At 31.7% G+C, this 16,145-nt stretch carries 18 protein-coding genes; 8 read left to right on the top strand and 10 right to left on the bottom strand.

All coding sequences use genetic code 11. The features are described from left to right. Positions 1-8 precede the first annotated feature (8 nt). Genes OQH62_RS03230 through OQH62_RS03210 form a run of 5 tightly spaced genes read right to left on the bottom strand, consistent with a single transcriptional unit; the run spans position 9 to position 3,227 of the window. A complete protein-coding gene (locus tag OQH62_RS03230) occupies positions 9-362 on the bottom strand; it encodes a hypothetical protein (protein WP_266013751.1) in 354 nt (117 codons plus the stop codon). Between the two features lie 2 nt (positions 363-364). Next, a complete protein-coding gene (locus tag OQH62_RS03225) occupies positions 365-1,129 on the bottom strand; it encodes a hypothetical protein (RefSeq protein WP_266013748.1) in 765 nt (254 codons plus the stop codon). A 17-nt stretch (positions 1,130-1,146) separates the two neighbouring features. After that, complete coding sequence (locus tag OQH62_RS03220) at positions 1,147-1,872, bottom strand: amino acid ABC transporter ATP-binding protein (protein WP_266013745.1); 726 nt, start codon at positions 1,870-1,872, stop codon at positions 1,147-1,149. Between the two features lie 4 nt (positions 1,873-1,876). Then, positions 1,877-2,533, bottom strand: a complete 657-nt coding sequence (locus tag OQH62_RS03215) for an amino acid ABC transporter permease (protein WP_266013743.1) — start codon at positions 2,531-2,533, stop codon at positions 1,877-1,879. Beyond that, entirely contained in the window at positions 2,526-3,227 is a 702-nt protein-coding gene (locus tag OQH62_RS03210; protein WP_266013740.1) for an amino acid ABC transporter permease, read from the bottom strand. Before OQH62_RS03210 ends, OQH62_RS03215 begins: the two co-directional genes overlap by 8 nt. 116 nt (positions 3,228-3,343) lie before the next feature. Here OQH62_RS03210 and OQH62_RS03205 point away from each other — a divergent pair, with 116 nt between their 5' ends. Further along, positions 3,344-3,715, top strand: coding sequence for a group III truncated hemoglobin (locus OQH62_RS03205; protein ID WP_266013737.1), 372 nt, complete (start codon positions 3,344-3,346; stop codon positions 3,713-3,715). A 2-nt stretch (positions 3,716-3,717) separates the two neighbouring features. Here OQH62_RS03205 and recG read toward each other — a convergent pair whose 3' ends face one another. The 3 genes from recG to OQH62_RS03190 are packed head-to-tail and all read right to left on the bottom strand — an operon-like array spanning position 3,718 to position 7,785. Next, entirely contained in the window at positions 3,718-5,529 is a 1,812-nt protein-coding gene (gene recG, locus OQH62_RS03200) for an ATP-dependent DNA helicase RecG (RefSeq protein WP_266013735.1), read from the bottom strand. Then, the gene (locus OQH62_RS03195) at positions 5,519-6,739 is read right to left on the bottom strand and encodes a M16 family metallopeptidase (protein ID WP_266013733.1); all 1,221 of its coding nucleotides are present in this window, start codon (positions 6,737-6,739) and stop codon (positions 5,519-5,521) included. The genes recG and OQH62_RS03195 overlap by 11 nt, the downstream gene beginning before the upstream one ends. Next, positions 6,739-7,785 carry a dehypoxanthine futalosine cyclase gene (locus OQH62_RS03190; protein ID WP_266013730.1) on the bottom strand — a complete coding sequence of 349 codons (1,047 nt, stop codon included), beginning with the start codon at positions 7,783-7,785 and terminating at the stop codon, positions 6,739-6,741. The genes OQH62_RS03195 and OQH62_RS03190 overlap by 1 nt, the downstream gene beginning before the upstream one ends. Positions 7,786-7,856: 71 nt before the next feature. Between OQH62_RS03190 and OQH62_RS03185 the strand changes: the two genes are divergently transcribed. Beyond that, on the top strand, positions 7,857-9,050 hold the full coding sequence (locus tag OQH62_RS03185) for an MFS transporter (RefSeq protein WP_266013727.1): 1,194 nt from the start codon (positions 7,857-7,859) through the stop codon (positions 9,048-9,050). Here the strand turns inward: OQH62_RS03185 and OQH62_RS03180 are convergent. After that, the gene (locus OQH62_RS03180) at positions 9,039-10,379 is read right to left on the bottom strand and encodes an MFS transporter (protein ID WP_266013723.1); all 1,341 of its coding nucleotides are present in this window, start codon (positions 10,377-10,379) and stop codon (positions 9,039-9,041) included. The two genes, OQH62_RS03185 and OQH62_RS03180, sit on opposite strands and share 12 nt — an antisense overlap. Before the next feature lie 211 nt (positions 10,380-10,590). Further along, the gene (gene nusA, locus OQH62_RS03175; protein WP_266013719.1) at positions 10,591-11,673 is read right to left on the bottom strand and encodes a transcription termination factor NusA; all 1,083 of its coding nucleotides are present in this window, start codon (positions 11,671-11,673) and stop codon (positions 10,591-10,593) included. 142 nt (positions 11,674-11,815) lie between these two features. Here nusA and OQH62_RS03170 point away from each other — a divergent pair, with 142 nt between their 5' ends. From OQH62_RS03170 to OQH62_RS03145, 6 genes are read left to right on the top strand one after another with little or no spacing between them, the layout of a single operon-like run. Continuing rightward, the gene (locus OQH62_RS03170) at positions 11,816-12,058 is read left to right on the top strand and encodes an HP0268 family nuclease (protein WP_266013715.1); all 243 of its coding nucleotides are present in this window, start codon (positions 11,816-11,818) and stop codon (positions 12,056-12,058) included. Continuing rightward, positions 12,055-13,356, top strand: coding sequence for a tRNA (N6-isopentenyl adenosine(37)-C2)-methylthiotransferase MiaB (miaB, locus tag OQH62_RS03165; protein ID WP_266013712.1), 1,302 nt, complete (start codon positions 12,055-12,057; stop codon positions 13,354-13,356). The genes OQH62_RS03170 and miaB overlap by 4 nt, the downstream gene beginning before the upstream one ends. Then, positions 13,340-13,969 (top strand): lysophospholipid acyltransferase family protein, encoded by a 630-nt coding sequence (locus OQH62_RS03160; RefSeq protein WP_266013710.1) that lies wholly within the window; start codon positions 13,340-13,342, stop codon positions 13,967-13,969. The genes miaB and OQH62_RS03160 overlap by 17 nt, the downstream gene beginning before the upstream one ends. Before the next feature lies 1 nt (position 13,970). After that, positions 13,971-14,939 (top strand): clan AA aspartic protease, encoded by a 969-nt coding sequence (locus tag OQH62_RS03155; protein ID WP_266013707.1) that lies wholly within the window; start codon positions 13,971-13,973, stop codon positions 14,937-14,939. Continuing rightward, positions 14,936-15,457 (top strand): hypothetical protein, encoded by a 522-nt coding sequence (locus tag OQH62_RS03150; protein WP_266013705.1) that lies wholly within the window; start codon positions 14,936-14,938, stop codon positions 15,455-15,457. The genes OQH62_RS03155 and OQH62_RS03150 overlap by 4 nt, the downstream gene beginning before the upstream one ends. Beyond that, complete coding sequence (locus OQH62_RS03145) at positions 15,457-15,978, top strand: hypothetical protein (RefSeq protein ID WP_266013702.1); 522 nt, start codon at positions 15,457-15,459, stop codon at positions 15,976-15,978. Before OQH62_RS03150 ends, OQH62_RS03145 begins: the two co-directional genes overlap by 1 nt. The last annotated feature ends 167 nt before the right edge of the window (positions 15,979-16,145 follow it).

Below are 16,145 nucleotides of genomic sequence, written 5' to 3'. Positions count from 1 at the left end.
ATTAGCTTTCATTGGCAATTTGTCGCTTTTCTTTGCTCTTTTTCTATTGCATAATAGGCTTTTTTAGAATCTGTATCGCTAAAAAGCAAGAAATCTGGCTTGTCTAACTTACCTTGAATAATTTTTTCCTCTTGCCTAATGCTGTGCCAACCTAGAATATCTAACACTTTTGCGATAAAATCATCTTCAAATTGGTGTTCATTTTGCTTTGAAAACTTCTCCTTATCATAAAGTGCTTTTATAGAATCTAGGGTAGCTTGTGCTTTTTGCTTATTTTCATCAAACTTATAAATGCGTGGGAAATCCACTTCTAGCGTGTAGGTAGTAAAAAGGTTGTTAGTAAGAAAAGCGAAGTTTGGCATAATTACTCCTTATATTCAGCGTGTATTTCTTTCCATTTTATGGAATCGGCTCTGCTTAGCTTTATTTGAAATGCTGGATATTTTTCTTTATGAAGCTTATATAAAAAAAATCCTATGGCTACAAAAAAATATTCTTTGTTCTTTTGTGGCAAATTTTCAGCATTAGGACTTATGTTAATGCTAAACTTTCTTTTATCCTTTACTAAAATCTGTAAATAAGCATATTCATTTTTTTCTTGTTTAAAAAAATTAAACTTCACTTTTCCATAAAATACAAATAATTCTCCATCATCTTCTTTTCCAAAACTTGCATTTACACTTTTTTCCCTAAGAGATTTTATATTTTTCTTTTTAGTTGGGGGATTTATGTTTAGCAGCAAGGGATTGTCTTGCTCATTTAAACAATTATCTACTACGCTACAATTATTTTTTTCAAGACACAAACGGCGCATTAGAGAATCAAGTCTATTTTTAATTTGGGCAGGGCTTAGCTCTTTAAAATATTCTATTGCAACTTGAGTAGGAACAATTTCATAAGCATAGAAACAACCTTCACTATGTGTAGAAGGTGGTATAGTGCGTAGATATGAATTATCTTGTTTCACAACAAAACCAAGTTTAGCAGTTTTACAATCAGGACAAAACATTTTATTCTCATACAATAAGCGATTATCCTCATTGAGTTTGTCAAACGAAACAATTTTATTTTCTGCACTATAATAAAATTCATCAAACTTTCGTTTATTTGCCATTCTATCTCTTTTCATCATCTACTCTTTGTATGTTAAAAACTAAACAAATTGAGGAATTTCTTTGCCCTTTGAGTCTTAGGATTCTCAAAAAAAAGCTCTGGAGTATTAATCTCAACAATACTTCCTTCATCCATAAAAACGATTCTGTCTGCAACTGCTTTAGCAAATTGCATTTCGTGTGTAACAATAAGCATAGTCATACCCTCTCTTGCTAAAGTAAGAATCACCTCTAAAACCTCTCGAACAATTTCAGGATCAAGTGCGGCTGTAACTTCATCAAAAAGCATTAACTCAGGATTCATACACAGACTTCTTACTATCGCTATCCTCTGTTTTTGCCCACCGCTCAATTCTCTTGGGTGGGCATTTATCTTGTGTAAAAGCCCTACTTTTTCAAGCCAAATTTTTGCCTCATTTAACACTTCATCTTTTTGCCTTTTTTGCACTTTCAAAGGTCCTAAAAGTATATTCTCTTTAACGCTTAAATGTTCAAAAAGCTCATACGATTGAAAAACCATTCCAACCTTTTGACGAATTCGTGTCCATTCTTTAAAATTTTTATCTATTGTTTCTCCGTTTAAGTGTATGCTTCCTCCAGCAATTTGCTCAAGTCCATTAATGCAACGCAACAGCGTGGATTTTCCACAGCCACTAGGTCCTAAAATCACAACAACTTCTTTGTGTCTTACCTCTAAATCAATGTTTTTCAAAGCCTGATGCGTCCCATAAAACTTTTGCAAATTTGTTATCTTCAACATAATATTAGCTCCATTTTTTCTCTAAGTATCGTGAGTATAAAGACACAGGATAGCAAATAAAAAAATATATCATAAAAATTAGTCCATAAATGATAAAAGGTGCAAAATCATTTTTATTGTAGAGTTCTATAATTTGCTGTCCAACTTTAACAAGTTCAACTGCACCAATTAAATACGCAAAAGTTGTACTTTTTATCATACGAGTAAGTAAATTCATACTTGTAGGAGTGAGTCTTCGTAGAGCCTGAGGGATAACAATATGCATAAAAATTTGAAACGAATTCAATCCCAAAGACAGAGCACTTTCATACTGGTGCTTTGGTATGCTTTGTAAAGAAGCACGAACCAAATCCATCATTTCCAAACTCCCCCAAATACTAAATACTATAATTGCCGAAGAAACCGAACTTAAATGCACTCCAAACCATCTTGAAAAACCAAAATACACAATAAAAAGCCAAACTAATAAAGGCATCACACGCACTAATTCAAGCCCGAATCGACATACTACAACAATAAAACGATTCTTTAAACTCATAAAACAGCCCAACACCAAACCTACACATAAGGTAATGGCTATACTTACAAAAGAAATTTCAAGCGTAATAAATAAGCCTTCAAGAAGTCTTTTCAGTGTGAATGTATTGAGTATTTCAAACATAAGAAAACCTTTTTTCAAGCAAAGTTAAAAAAAATGAAACAGGCAATATAATACATAAATAACCCAAAAAAAGTAAAAACAAGAGCTCATCGGTTTTATAACTTAAAGAATTCAAACTTTTCATAGTCGTTAGTAAATCAGGCAAAGCTATAATACTCACAACAGAAGTTTCTTTAATAAGAAAAATAATATTTGCACTAATGCTTGGCATAGCAATACCTAAAGCTTGAGGTAAAATAATATAACGAAGATTTCCAAAAAGTGTAAAACCCAAAGAAAGCCCTGCTTCAAATTGCTGTTTTCTAACCGCCTCAAAACCTGCCCTTAAACTTTCAGCCATATAGGAACCGCCTAAAAAACTAAGCCCAACAACAGCACAAGCAAAAGAAGGTCTTAAAGTAGGCTCTACACTAAGACAGATATGCTTTAAAAGCGGAATTTGTTCTAAATTGAAGCCAAATTTTGGCAAAGCATAGTAAAGAAAGAAGAGCTGTATCAACAAAGGCGTGTTACGTGAAAATTCTATATAAACACTGCAAAGCTTTTGTACAATTACAAATCTAAAATATCCCATTAAAACACAAAACAAACCTATAATGAAAGAAAATAACACACCAAAAAAGCTAAGTTTTAAAGTGAGCCAAGTTGCTTTTACAAAAGCTGGACTGACTTGAAGCAAAAAATTGTAATCCATTTTTTCAAAAATCCCCATTAAAGCTGTAATATTTTATGCAAAAACAAACAAATTGTACTTATTTTAAGATAAATTAAAGCTGATTTATCTTACATTCAGCAGCCAAAGGAGTAGGTATGAAATACGACACTATTAATAAAGAAAACATTGTAAAACTTATGGAAATTTTCTACACAAAAGTACAGCACGATAAGGACTTGGGAATTATTTTTAACACAGCCATTGGAACAAGCAAAGAAGCTTGGGATGAACATAAAATCAAAATTGGAAATTTTTGGGCTGGATTGCTCTTAGGTGAAGGTGATTATAATGGACATCCATTAAAAAAACATCTTGATTTGCCATATTTTGAAAAAGAGCTCTTTAATGTTTGGTTAAAACTTTTTGAAGAAAGTTTAAAAACTCTCTATAACGAAGAAATTCAAGCACTTATCTTACAACGTGCCCAAATGATAGCCTCGCGTTTTCAAAGCATACTTTACAGATAAATTTAGCTTTGTAAAGCTTTTTTTGCTTGCTTTAAAATGTCTTCATCGCTTGAAAAATTAAAAAATTTAAATTCATTGCCGTGTTGCATAAAACCATCAAGCAAATCCCCACTCAATCTATTTTTCAAATCCAATTCAGCTATTTTAAAACCATCCAAGGTAGAAGCGAATTCCTTTAAACGTTGTGGGATTTCTTTTAATTTTGTATATAAATAACAAGTACTTTTTAGTCCTGTTCTGCCAACCCTGCCACGTAATTGATGTAAAGTTGCAAGCCCTAATCTTTCAGCTCCTACAATCACTATTGTACTTAAGCGGGGCAAGGAAATACCTACTTCTATTACAGTGGTACTGAGTAAAATAGTACCCTCATCGCGAAAACGCATTAAAACCTCATCTTTTTGTTTGTCTTTACCGTGTGTTATAAAGACCTTATCATAATGACTTATCCAATATTTTGAAGCTTGTTCAAGAGACATATAAGGCAAAGTATCGCTTTGATTCACCAAAGGATAGACTATAACAACTTGATGATTTTGCTTGATTTGTTCATCAATTTCTTGCTTAAGCCTTGCAAAATCCTCATTTTGGATACAAATAGTTGCAATCTGCTTTTGAAAAGGCATTTGCTTTATAAAACTAAATTGAACAAGCTCGCTTTGTATCATACTTAAAGTTCTTGGAATAGGCGTAGCTGAAAATTGAATAAAATGGGCACTACATTCACCTTGAGAAAGGGAATGAATTTTCTGCCTTTGATTTGAACCAAAGCGATGTTGTTCATCTATCATTACAAGTACAGCATTATGTTTTTTTAAATGCAAGAGCGCGTGAGTTCCTATTATTAAATTTGCATTTTGTATATGCTTAGTAGAGTCTTTTTCCTTTTTTCCACCTTTAAGAAAAATCATACGAACAAATTCTGGCAAAAGTTTTTTTGCTTCCTCGTATAATTGTTTTGCAAGTATGCTTGTTGGAGCCATTAAAAGTGCTTGTCTAGGATAAACCATCAAAGCAGCACCAAGCAAAACTAAGGTTTTTCCACAGCCGACATCACCCATTATCACACGTCTTTTCGCTTCACTTGAGCTTAAATCAGTTCGAATATCCTCTAAAGCATTAAGCTGATCTTGAGTAGGAGAAAAAGGCAAACTCTCTAACCAAGTTTGAATAGAAAAAAGAGTCAATTTATACGCTTTTGAAGAACTTTTTTTTGCTCGCAATCGTCTTAAAAAATTATAAATTTCTATATATTTTAATTCCTTGCTAAAACACTCTAAATTCTGATGCATTAGAAAACTTTTCGAATCAAAACCTTGCAAAGCTAAGAGCAAAGAGATGTATTTTTGCTCTAAACCGCTTTGTTGCAAATTTTCAAAAGTAACATAACTTTGAATGAGTCTTTGAATTTCACTATCTTTAATGCCTTGTATGTTGTATTTTGGATAAAAACCAATATTTTGAGTAATAATTCTAGGATTGCTAAACTGCCACATATCATTAAACAGAGTGATTTTCGCATTGAAAAGAATTTCTTGACCAAGCTTACAAATCATAGTATGCCATTTGCTTGGATGAAAGAAAACAAAACGCACTGTTTGTTTCCAAGCTTCACAATATGCTAAGCCAAAAAGCTGATTTGGACGGAAATTTACAGAGCTAATTTTTACTTTTTGTGTGCAATTTTCATTTTCTTTTGGCACTTGAGTAAGGGTAAAATTATCAATCTTTTTTGGAAATAGCAAAGCTAAATCAATAACATTTTTGATTTGAAGTTTTTCAAAAAGTACTAAATCGCTCTCTTTAATTTTCATTTACAACGCTTGCAAAATTAAGATGTAACAATTCTTTATGTTTTACAATATATGCATTTAATTCTTCCAAACTCGCCTTTTCTATCAATTGAAGTTCTCTCTTATAGTGTCCAAGTTCTAAACCTTGATAATATTCATTCAAAGCTATATCAAGTCTTTTACTTAAGTTTTCATAACGCAAAGGAGTACTTCCTATAAGGAAATTTTTTGCTTGAGTTAATTCTAACTCACTAACTCCTTTATCAACAAAATCAGTAAAAATATCAACTACAAGTTTTTTTGCTTCTTTAGCACTTTCATTTTTTGTCTGCAAATACCCAAAAACACGTTCGTAAGAATTTGTAACATCAAGCAAAGCATATGCTGAATATGCTAAAGCTCTTTTTACTCGAATTTCTTCTAAAATCCTCGATCCAAATCCTCCTTGTCCTAAAATAAAAAGAGCAATTTTAGCAAGATATAAATCTGCATCGTTTCTCTTTACTATAAAAGGAGAGGCAAAATAAATATAAGCCTGCTCACTCTCTTTTCTTTGTAGCGTTTCATCTTTCTTTTGATGAGTAAAAACATAGTGCTTTTCTGGAATCTTTTTTCCCTCTTGAAGACAATCTAACAATTTTAAGATCTTTTCTACAGCCTCTTTTTCATCCAAATCTCCACCTAAAACAACAATGAGATTACTCAAAGTGAAATGTTTTTCATAAAATTTTCGCAAAGAATCAAGTGAGATTGTAGCAATGCTTTTTTCATCTCCAGTGTTTGGACTTTGAAATTCCTTATATTCAAAAACAGTGCGGTTGAGTAAATTTTTTGCTACATAATCAAAATCATTCTCTCTATTTGCAAGTTCCCCTAAAAGCAAAGTTGTAATTCTTTGTAAAATTTTCTCTTCAAAACGAGGCTTTTGGAGTAAATTTTTTAAAGCATTGAGTGCAAAATTGTAATGTTCTTTTAAGCAAGTAAGATGCAACTGCAAACTTTCAAAACCACTACTTGCTTCTAAACTAATAGCTCTTAGTTCTAACTTTTTGAAAAAATTTTCATCCGTACCTTCATTTAAAAGCTTTGCAAACACTCTAGCAAGCCCTGCTATCTCATCAAAACCTCTTCCGCAATTTTGAAATACCAATTTTAAATTCACAATAGGAAAATCATTATTCTGTTCAAAAAGAAAAGGAATTTTCACTCCTTGCTTTTCTAAATACCTCATCAAAACCTTTCTAAAATTTCATACGCTGTATTACGTTTTGCCGGCTTTTCACCAAGACTTTTAATCAGTCTTATCATCTCATCTTGATTCATTTGATAGCTTGCACCTGCAGCTGAAACGACATTTTCTTCCATCATTGTTGAGCCTAAATCATTGGCTCCAAATTTTAAAGCAAGCTGACCGATTAAAGATCCTTGAGTAACCCACGAACTTTGCAAATTTTTAAAATTATCCAAATAAAGCCTTGCTAAAGCTAAGAGACGCAGATATTTATTCGAACTCTGTTTAAGAATTTGAGGATGTTTTTCAATGAGTTTTGTATTTTGACTTTGAAAAGACCATAAAATAAAAGCTCTAAACCCTGCTGTCTCATCTTGCAAAGCTCTTAAATATTCAAAATGTTCTATCAGTTCCTCATCAGTTTCAAGAGTACCAAACATCATAGTAGCTGTACTTTTCATACCAATTCTATGCGCACTTTTATGCACCTCAAGCCAAGTGGCTGTATCACATTTATTTGGCGCTATAAGATCTCTTACTCTATCACTCAATACTTCAGCTCCAGCACCCGGTATAGAAAATAAACCTTTCATTTGGAGTCTCTGCAATACTTCAGCAATAGAAATTTTTGAAATTTTAGCAATATAACTAATCTCAACAGCCGAAAAACCGTGTAAAGTAATATCAGGATAATGCTCTTTTATCCATTGGACAAGTTCTTCATACCATTCAATCTTAAGCTTTGGATTTACTCCACCTTGAAAAAGAATTTGAGTACCGCCTATAGCTTGTAATTCTTCAATCTTTTTTCCAATCTCTTCAAAACTTAAAATATACGCATCTTTTTCTTTATGATGTCTGTAAAAAGCACAAAAAGAACAATCTATACAACAAACATTCGTATAATTAATATTCCTATCGACCACAAAAGTGGTAATTCTTTCAGGATGTAATTCTAATTTCTTTTGATATGCTAATTCACCAAGCTCTGCCAAAGTAGCATTTTTAAACAAAGAGAGAGCTTCTTTCTTTTGCAATCTTTTCAATCTCATACCTTTTTCGTTTTTTACCGGCAATTATAACACTGAAAGCATAAATTTATGATATAGTTTTGCTTATGAATCACCTCAAACTACTACAAAACAATAAAAACATACGAATACTTAGTTGTGTACAACTTATAGTTTATTTTGGAGCTTGGTTCTCTCAAACAGGAGTTTTCACACTTCTAGTTGAATTAGATGCTCCAACTTGGGCTATTTCAATAAGCGCTATGCTTGCTTTTTTGCCCGGAATTTTACTTGCCCCTGTTAATGGCGTTATCGTCGAAAAAAATAAGCCTAAAAAACTTTTAATCAGTATGGCAAGTATAGAACTCATCAGTATATTTCTCCTTATCTTTGTCGATGATTTAAGTATGCTTTGGTTTTTGTTTTTCTTGATTTTTGCACGCTTATGCGTGGGATCAATTTATTTTCAAGCTGAAATGAGTTTATTAGCAAAAATCCTTCAACCAAATGAACTCAAACTTGCCAATGAAATGCACAGTGTCATTTGGTCGATCTCTTATACTGCTGGTATGGCTTTAGCTGGAATTTTTATTTATTTTTATGGCATACAAACAGCTTTTTTATTTGACTGCTTTTTACTTAGCATTGGAATTATTCTTTTAGCAGGATTGAAAATCCCACATTTTAAAACTATGCTAGAGGACAATTTCTTCTCAATGATACAGGAGGGTTTTTTGTATCTTTGTAACAATAAAAAACTCCTCCATCTTATTTTACTCCACGCTTTTATGGGTTTTACAAGCTATGAAACTCTCGTTGCACTTCTTGCAAAACACGAATACAAAGAACTTTTATCGGCTGCCTTGGTAATAGGCTTTTTAAATGCTATTCGCGCTTGTTCATTGATTCTTGGAACTGTATTTTTAAGCAAGATAACCGATGAACGTATTTTAGGATATTTTTATCTAGGACAAGGTTTAGGAATTATACTTTGGGCTTTTACTCAATACAATTTCTACCTTTCTTTTTTAGGACTTTTTATGACAGGGTTTTTCACTTCTTCACTTTGGGCTTATACTTATACTTTAATACAAAAAAACTGCGATGGAAGGTATTTTGGACGAGTAATTGCTTATACTGATATGGTATTCCTTTGCGTGAGTGCAAGTATTTCTGTGCTTATAGGAGTACTTTTTGAACTGATGATGAGTTTAAAGCTCATCACATTTATGCTTGGAACAATTTTTATCATCGCTGGGATATATTGGGCTTGGTTTTACAAGCATTATCTACAAAATTGAATCATTTTGTTTTTCAAGCTCGGTTTCTTTGGGAATATTTATCGCAACTAAAAAGCAACAAGCTAAAAAGAACATAATATAAATAAAATACCCCCATTCAGCCAAACCAACAAATTGATCAGAGCCATAAGGACCTCCGGCTTTAAACCATAAAGCCACACTTGGGACAGTCCCTCCAAAACAAGCCACTGCTATAGCATAAGGAAAACCTGTACCCAAAGCACGTATTTTTTCGGGAAACAATGTTGCTTTAGCAATCCCTGCTATTGAAGTATAAAAACCCGAAATAATTAAACCCAAAGCTATAAACAAGAAAGCTAAATAGGGACTATTGAGACTTCCTTTAGGACCACTTTCAATAATACCCATCATTAAAGGAAACACTCCAAAAAATCCTAAAACACTAAAAAGCACTAGCATTTTTCTCACTCCTATTTTATCACCAATCATACCCATAAAAGGCTGAATAATCATACCAAAAGCCAAACCGAGCAAGGCGATAATATAAGCAGTGTCTTTATCAAAAAGCGCACTTTTATCTAAAAATGTCTTCATATAAGCTGTGAAATTATAATAACACATACTCCCAGCTGCAGTTAAACCAAAAACCAATAGACAATATTTTCTGTAGTGCCAAAGGGTTTTAAGCGAACCCTTAGATGAGTCTTTTTTATCGAGCTCTCTAGCACTTTCGTGCATAGTGGCTCTTAAAAATAAAGAACCTAACGCCAAAATTCCAGCAAGAATGAAAAGATAACGCCAAGCATCTTCTCTCATTTTCTCTACTCCAAAATAGCTTACTGCAAGCCATACACAACCAAGTGCAACAAACTGGGCTGCGATAAGAGTTACATATTGAAATGATGAGAAGAAACCACGATTTCCTTTGGTAGACATTTCAGAAATATAAGTGGCTACCAATCCTCCTTCGCCTCCGACTGATACACCCTGTATCATACGCGCAAGAGTAAGCAAAAAAGCCGCCCAAAGTCCAATTTTTTCTTGTGAAGGAATAAAGGCTATCATAAAATTACCTAAAGACATAAGCACTATGGCATAAATCATAGTCTTTTGTCTGCCTACTTTATCTGCTAAAGAACCAAAAATCAGACTGCCTATAGGGCGCATAAAAAATCCTATTGCAAAAACGCCAAAACTCTGAATTAATGCTATGACTTCATTTTCAGAATTGAAAAAATGATGGGTGAAATAACTCGCTAGAGAAAGATAAATATAAAAATCAAACCATTCTACGAAATTCCCAGAACTTGCTGCAAAAATAGAACGTACTCTTTGACTTTTTGTAATATGAGAATTTGCTATGGACATAAACACTCCTTTAATTGTTGTTACATATTGTGAAATTTTCACTATATCTAAATAATGAAAATAATTAAAAGAATGTGTTGTATTTTTCTTTACGAAATAGAAGGAAAAGACTAATGAAAACGCTTAATTTTCAACATCACACAAAGATAGTATGGCAAAAATATCTATTACAAATAGTAACATTAATTTACCATTTTTATAAAAAACTTGCTTAAGATTTGAATAAATTTTGCAAATTCTTTAAAGCTTCCTCATTGCTAATAGCAGGTGTGGTGCTTGTCATTTCATTGAGTTCTATTTCATAGCCGCTTAACATAGAAGCAAGCCGTATATTGATACCATTTTTCCCTATTGCTTTACTTTTTTGCTCACTATTTAAAGTGGCGATAGCTTTAGTATCTTCAATTTTTACAGAATTTACAATGGCAGGTGCTAAAGCTCTAGCAATGAGAATTTCGCTCTCATTGCTAAATTCAATACAATCTATATTTTCATTATGAAGCTCTTTGCTTACAGCATTAATCCTTACTCCTTTTACGCCAACAGTTGCACCGACAGGATCAATGTTAGCAGTATTAGCCTGTAAAAGAATTTTTGCTCTCTCTCCGGGAATTCTTGCACATTTTACTACATTCACATAGCCGTCTTTAATTTCTGGTACTTCAGCCTCTAGCAAGCATTCTAAAAATTTAGGACTTGTACGCGAAAGCTCCATTTTTATGCCTTTATTTGAATATACACGGCGAATTACAGACTTGACCACATCACCTACTTGAAATTTTTCACCTTTAATACGATTCTTTCTAGGTAGAAAAGCTCTTAATTCATCAATTTCTATAAAAGTATTCTCTTCATTATCTACACGTACAACAGAACCAAAAACCATTTGACCAACTCTGTTTTTATATTTTTCAAAAATAGTTTCTTCTAAAAGCTTTTGGATATGATATTCAAGCTCTTTATGCAAAACATTTACAGCCGTCCTGCCTAAATTTTCTAATGAACATTCATAAGTAAGCTCATCTCCTATTTCTACATCATCTGCTTCCTGTTGGGCTTTGCTTAAAGCAATAAAACTCTGACTATTTTGTTCAAGTCTTTCATCATCATCGCTTACTATAGTAATTTTTTGATACAGACTTAAATTCTTTGCATCAACAAAAAATTCATATTCTTGTCCATAAATTTTTTTTGCAGTATTAATGAGTGCTATAATAACTTTCTCTTTAACACTTTGCAATTCTAAATTTTTCTCATTAGCAATCGATTCTATAATATCTGCAATTTTTTCCATAATTTAAGCCTTTTTGTTTTTGGGAATTTAACTTGAAAGAATAAAAGCTAAAAATTATACTCTTAATAAGTTTAATTAAAAGTAAAATTTGATAGAATAATAAATTTAATAAAAGTAAAAAAGAAGCTACAAGGATGCTATCATGGATTTAAAATTAGCACGAAACGTATTCGATGAAAAACCTAAAAGTATTAGTTTGGCAAAAATTGAAGAGTTTGTAGAAAAAGACGGACAGAAATTTTTTTATTTTGACAAAGAAAATTCTCATAAAGGATTAATTGCTCTTGTAGAGCATTTTGAAAAAAAAGGTTTAAGTGTATATCATAGGATAATAAAATACGGACTTGGTGAAAACGATTTTATGTATGAGGTTCATATTCTTTGAGTGCAAAAAAACTTTTCATCCAAACCTTAGGTTGTGCTATGAACGTTAGAGATTCAGAACATATAATAGCTGAACTCACACAAAAAGAGCATTATAATCTTACCGAAAATATAAAAGAAGCTGATTTGATACTTATCAATACTTGTTCGGTGAGAGAAAAACCGGTGCATAAGCTTTTTTCAGAAGTTGGCAGCTTTGAAAAAATCAAAAAAAATGATGCTAAAATAGGAGTTTGTGGTTGTACTGCTTCACATCTAGGGGCTGAAATCTTTAAACGTGCTCCCTATGTGGATTTTGTTTTAGGGGCAAGAAATATTTCTAAAATTACTCAAGCGATAAAAACTCCAAAATTTCTTGGAGTAGATATAGAATACGATGAAAGTGAATTTGCCTTCTCTGACTTTAGAAATAGTCCTTACAAAACTTTCATCAATATTTCAATAGGCTGCGACAAACACTGCACTTATTGTATAGTCCCTCACACAAGAGGTGATGAAATTTCCATACCTTTTAATATCATTTTTAAAGAAGCCCAAAAGGCAGTACAAAAAGGTGCTAAAGAAATTTTCTTACTAGGACAAAATGTCAATAATTATGGTAAAAAATTTACAAATCATCATAAAAAAATGGATTTTTCAGATTTACTCAACGAACTTAGTTGTATTCAAGGGCTTGAGCGTATCCGTTTTACAAGCCCTCATCCTTTACATATGGATGATAAATTCTTAGACACCTTTAGTATGAATTCTAAAATTTGTAAGTCTATGCATATGCCTTTGCAAAGCGGTTCAAATCAAATTCTCAAGGCAATGAAAAGAGGGTATACAAGAGAATGGTATCTACAAAGAGCATTAAAACTTCGCTCACTTTGCCCAAACGTAAGCATTTCAACAGATATTATCGTAGCTTTTCCAAATGAAAGCGAAAAAGATTTTCAAGATACTATGGATATGATAGAACAAATTCGCTTTGAACAAATTTTTTCTTTTAAATATTCAAAACGTCCTCTTACAAAAGCTGCTGCTATGCAAGGTCAAATTCCTGATGATATTGCCTCACAAAGACTTTCTTATTTGCAAAAACGTCATTATGAAATTGTCGATGAAATCACTGTAAAAAAAAATGGACAGGAAGTTGAAGTTTTATTCGAAGAACTAAGAGACAATCTAAACATAGCTGGAAGAACAGATGATAATTTTTTAGTTCAAGTGAATGCAAGCGAAGAGCTTTTAGGAAAAATCAAAAAAGTAAAAATCACAAATCCAAAACGTATGGTTCTTTATGGGGAAATCGTTTAAAAATGCTGTTCTTTTAAGGCTTGTTTTTCTGTTGCAATGGATTATTTTTCTTACTTGTTCAAAACAATATCGAGGAGAAAAATTAGACAACAAACCTTATGTGATCTTGTTTTGGCACGGACGTATTGCGTTAATGCCCTTTGCATTTAAACATTATAGAATGCCACAAAAAAAAGCATACGTAATAATTTCACGACACAGAGACGGAGAAAACATAGCAAAAATTATCTCCTTTTACGGACTTCATTCGATTCGAGGCAGCAGCTCAAAAGGTGCAAGTCAAGTTCTTAAAGCGGCATTAAAAATTTTAGATCAAAAAGATGATATAATAATTACACCTGATGGACCAAGAGGTCCTTATCATAGTATTTCTGATGGACCTATTTTGTTAGCACAGAAAAAAAATGTTACAATACGTATTTTAAATTATGAAGCAAATCATTTTTGGAAATTTAAAAGCTGGGACAAGATGATTTTACCTAAACCTTTTAGCAAGTTGGTTTATAGTTTAAGTGAGCCTTTTGATATTTCAAATTTAAAGAAAGATGAGGCAAAGAAATTTCTTCTTGATCAGTTTGAAAATATAGCAAAAACAGATAGTTTTAAGGAATAAAATGTTGTTTTTTCTAAGAAAGTTTTTCCCTCAACTTTTTATTGCTGTAATTTTAGAAGAAAATAAAAAAATTCTTAAAGCTTCAACTTTTCGCAACGGTAAGCTTATAAGTAGTACTGAAAAAAGCTTCGAAAAAAATGAAAATTTGTTTGATTATGTGAAAAATATAAGCAAAAGATTTCTTTTTTACTACACAGGTTTATTTTTAGACGCTAACGAACAGGGTTTAATTCCAAGTAAAAAGACTGAAAATTTTGAAAATTTTGACGTGGGCAAGATCAGTCTTAAAACGTTTGTTCTCAACAATGTCCAAATTTATACTGCAACTGAACACATAGAGTATTTTAGCGATCTTTTTGAAGATTATAACGGGCTTGATTTTATCTATTCCCCTTTTGCTCTTTTATATTTTTGCATACAGAAAGAAAAAACAGATGATAAAACTATACTGTATATTTATAGATATTCACACATTCTTGTGGTTATGATCTGTAAAAATAGTGAAATACTGTATGGAGAATTTAAAACTTTTAAAGTAAATACCGATTCAGAACTTGAGAATTTTAACGATGAAATGAAAGATGAAGAAATAACTATTAAGCAAACAGATGATGAAGAGATGACGCTTGACAGTTTTAATGAAACCAATGAAATATCAGATGATAAATTTGACACTCTTAAACAAGAAGAACTAGTAGAATTTAAAGATGAAAAACTAAAACTTGATGAATTAAATCAGTTAAGCAAAGATATGGAATTTTGCCGTTATATTATCACAAGTATTGAAAAATTTTATAACTTAAAAAATCAGACTTCTTTTATTGACAAAGCAATCATCTTTAGCGACAAAGAGTTCAATGCTAGTGCTATCGAATTCTTAGAAGATGAGACTTTTTTAGAACTTAAAATAAATCAAATTAATACCCTAGAACTTATGATAGAGCTTATGCAAAAGGAAATTTCGCTATGACTTATAGTTTTATACAGCCAAGAAAAAAGCCTATTTTTTCACTTTTTGATAAAATTTGGTTCACTCTTTTTCTATTTGGGATTATTTTTATTTTAAGTGTGTATTTTATGTATGTAATCAAGTTAGAATTCATTTCTGCTTCAATAGAAAACAAAAAACAAGAAGCACTTGTAATCCAAGAGGGAATCACAAATGCGAATGTATCTTATGAAATTATGCTTGCACAAACCCAGATAGCGAATACTTTTAACACTCAAAATGCAGCTCTTAAGGATAGTCTTAAAAATCTTTTCGATATGATTATAAAAACGGATAGTATTACACTCGAAACAATGGAACAAGATTCGAATTCTCTTAAACTTAGTGGAGTTACCCCAACAAAAGAAAAATTTGCTCTGCTTTTAGAAACTCCATTAAGAAGTATTTTTGATGAAAGCAATACAACTTATTATAGACTCAATAATGGTTGGTACCGTTTTATCAATATAAGTCAAAAACATAGCTCAGGAATAAAATAGTGAGAGATAAAAGCTTACAAGAAATAGACATTTTAAAACTGCTTATTTACGGTTTAAGTTTTGTGAGTGTTTGCACGGCTTTGATACTTTTCCTCCTTTTACCCCTACTCAAAACACACAAACAACAAAGTTTAAAAGATAACTCTCAAACTGCTATCTTAGAAAATTTTAGAACAAAACTTCAAGTAAGCAGGGATAAAATTTTTTTACTAAGAAGTGAAAACAACACAAGTTTAGACCAATTTGAAAAAAGTTTTAATCTTAGCAATTTTACGCTCTTTCTACAAAAATACTTTAAAAATCTTGAAATAAAAGAAGAAAAAATAATCAAAAATAAATACCTCAAACATAGTCTCATCATACAAGGACAGATTAACTCTCCAAAAAATTTTTATGATTTTATTGATGCTGCAAAAAATTTTGAAAGTTTTATCAAAATAGACTATCCGCTTATCTTAAAAGCACAAAAAGATGCAATAGCATTTAGTTTTAGAGTAAAAATTTATTCAGCTTTTGACTAATCATCACTTTAGAAAACACAAAAATAGCGATTCTTAGTTTTGCATATCTAAAACCATAACTCTCAAACATCTAATTGAGCGCAATCTTAAATGTTTCACACACATTATTAGCAGAACATAAACAAACTTTCTATAGCTTTACTCTTTACAAGCAATTCATCCTCAAA

The organism is Campylobacter sp. MIT 21-1684 (genome assembly GCF_026241315.1).
Taxonomy (GTDB): domain Bacteria; phylum Campylobacterota; class Campylobacteria; order Campylobacterales; family Campylobacteraceae; genus Campylobacter_D.
Note: the sequence above shows the minus strand (reverse complement) of the source record. Positions and strands in the feature narration are given on the sequence as shown.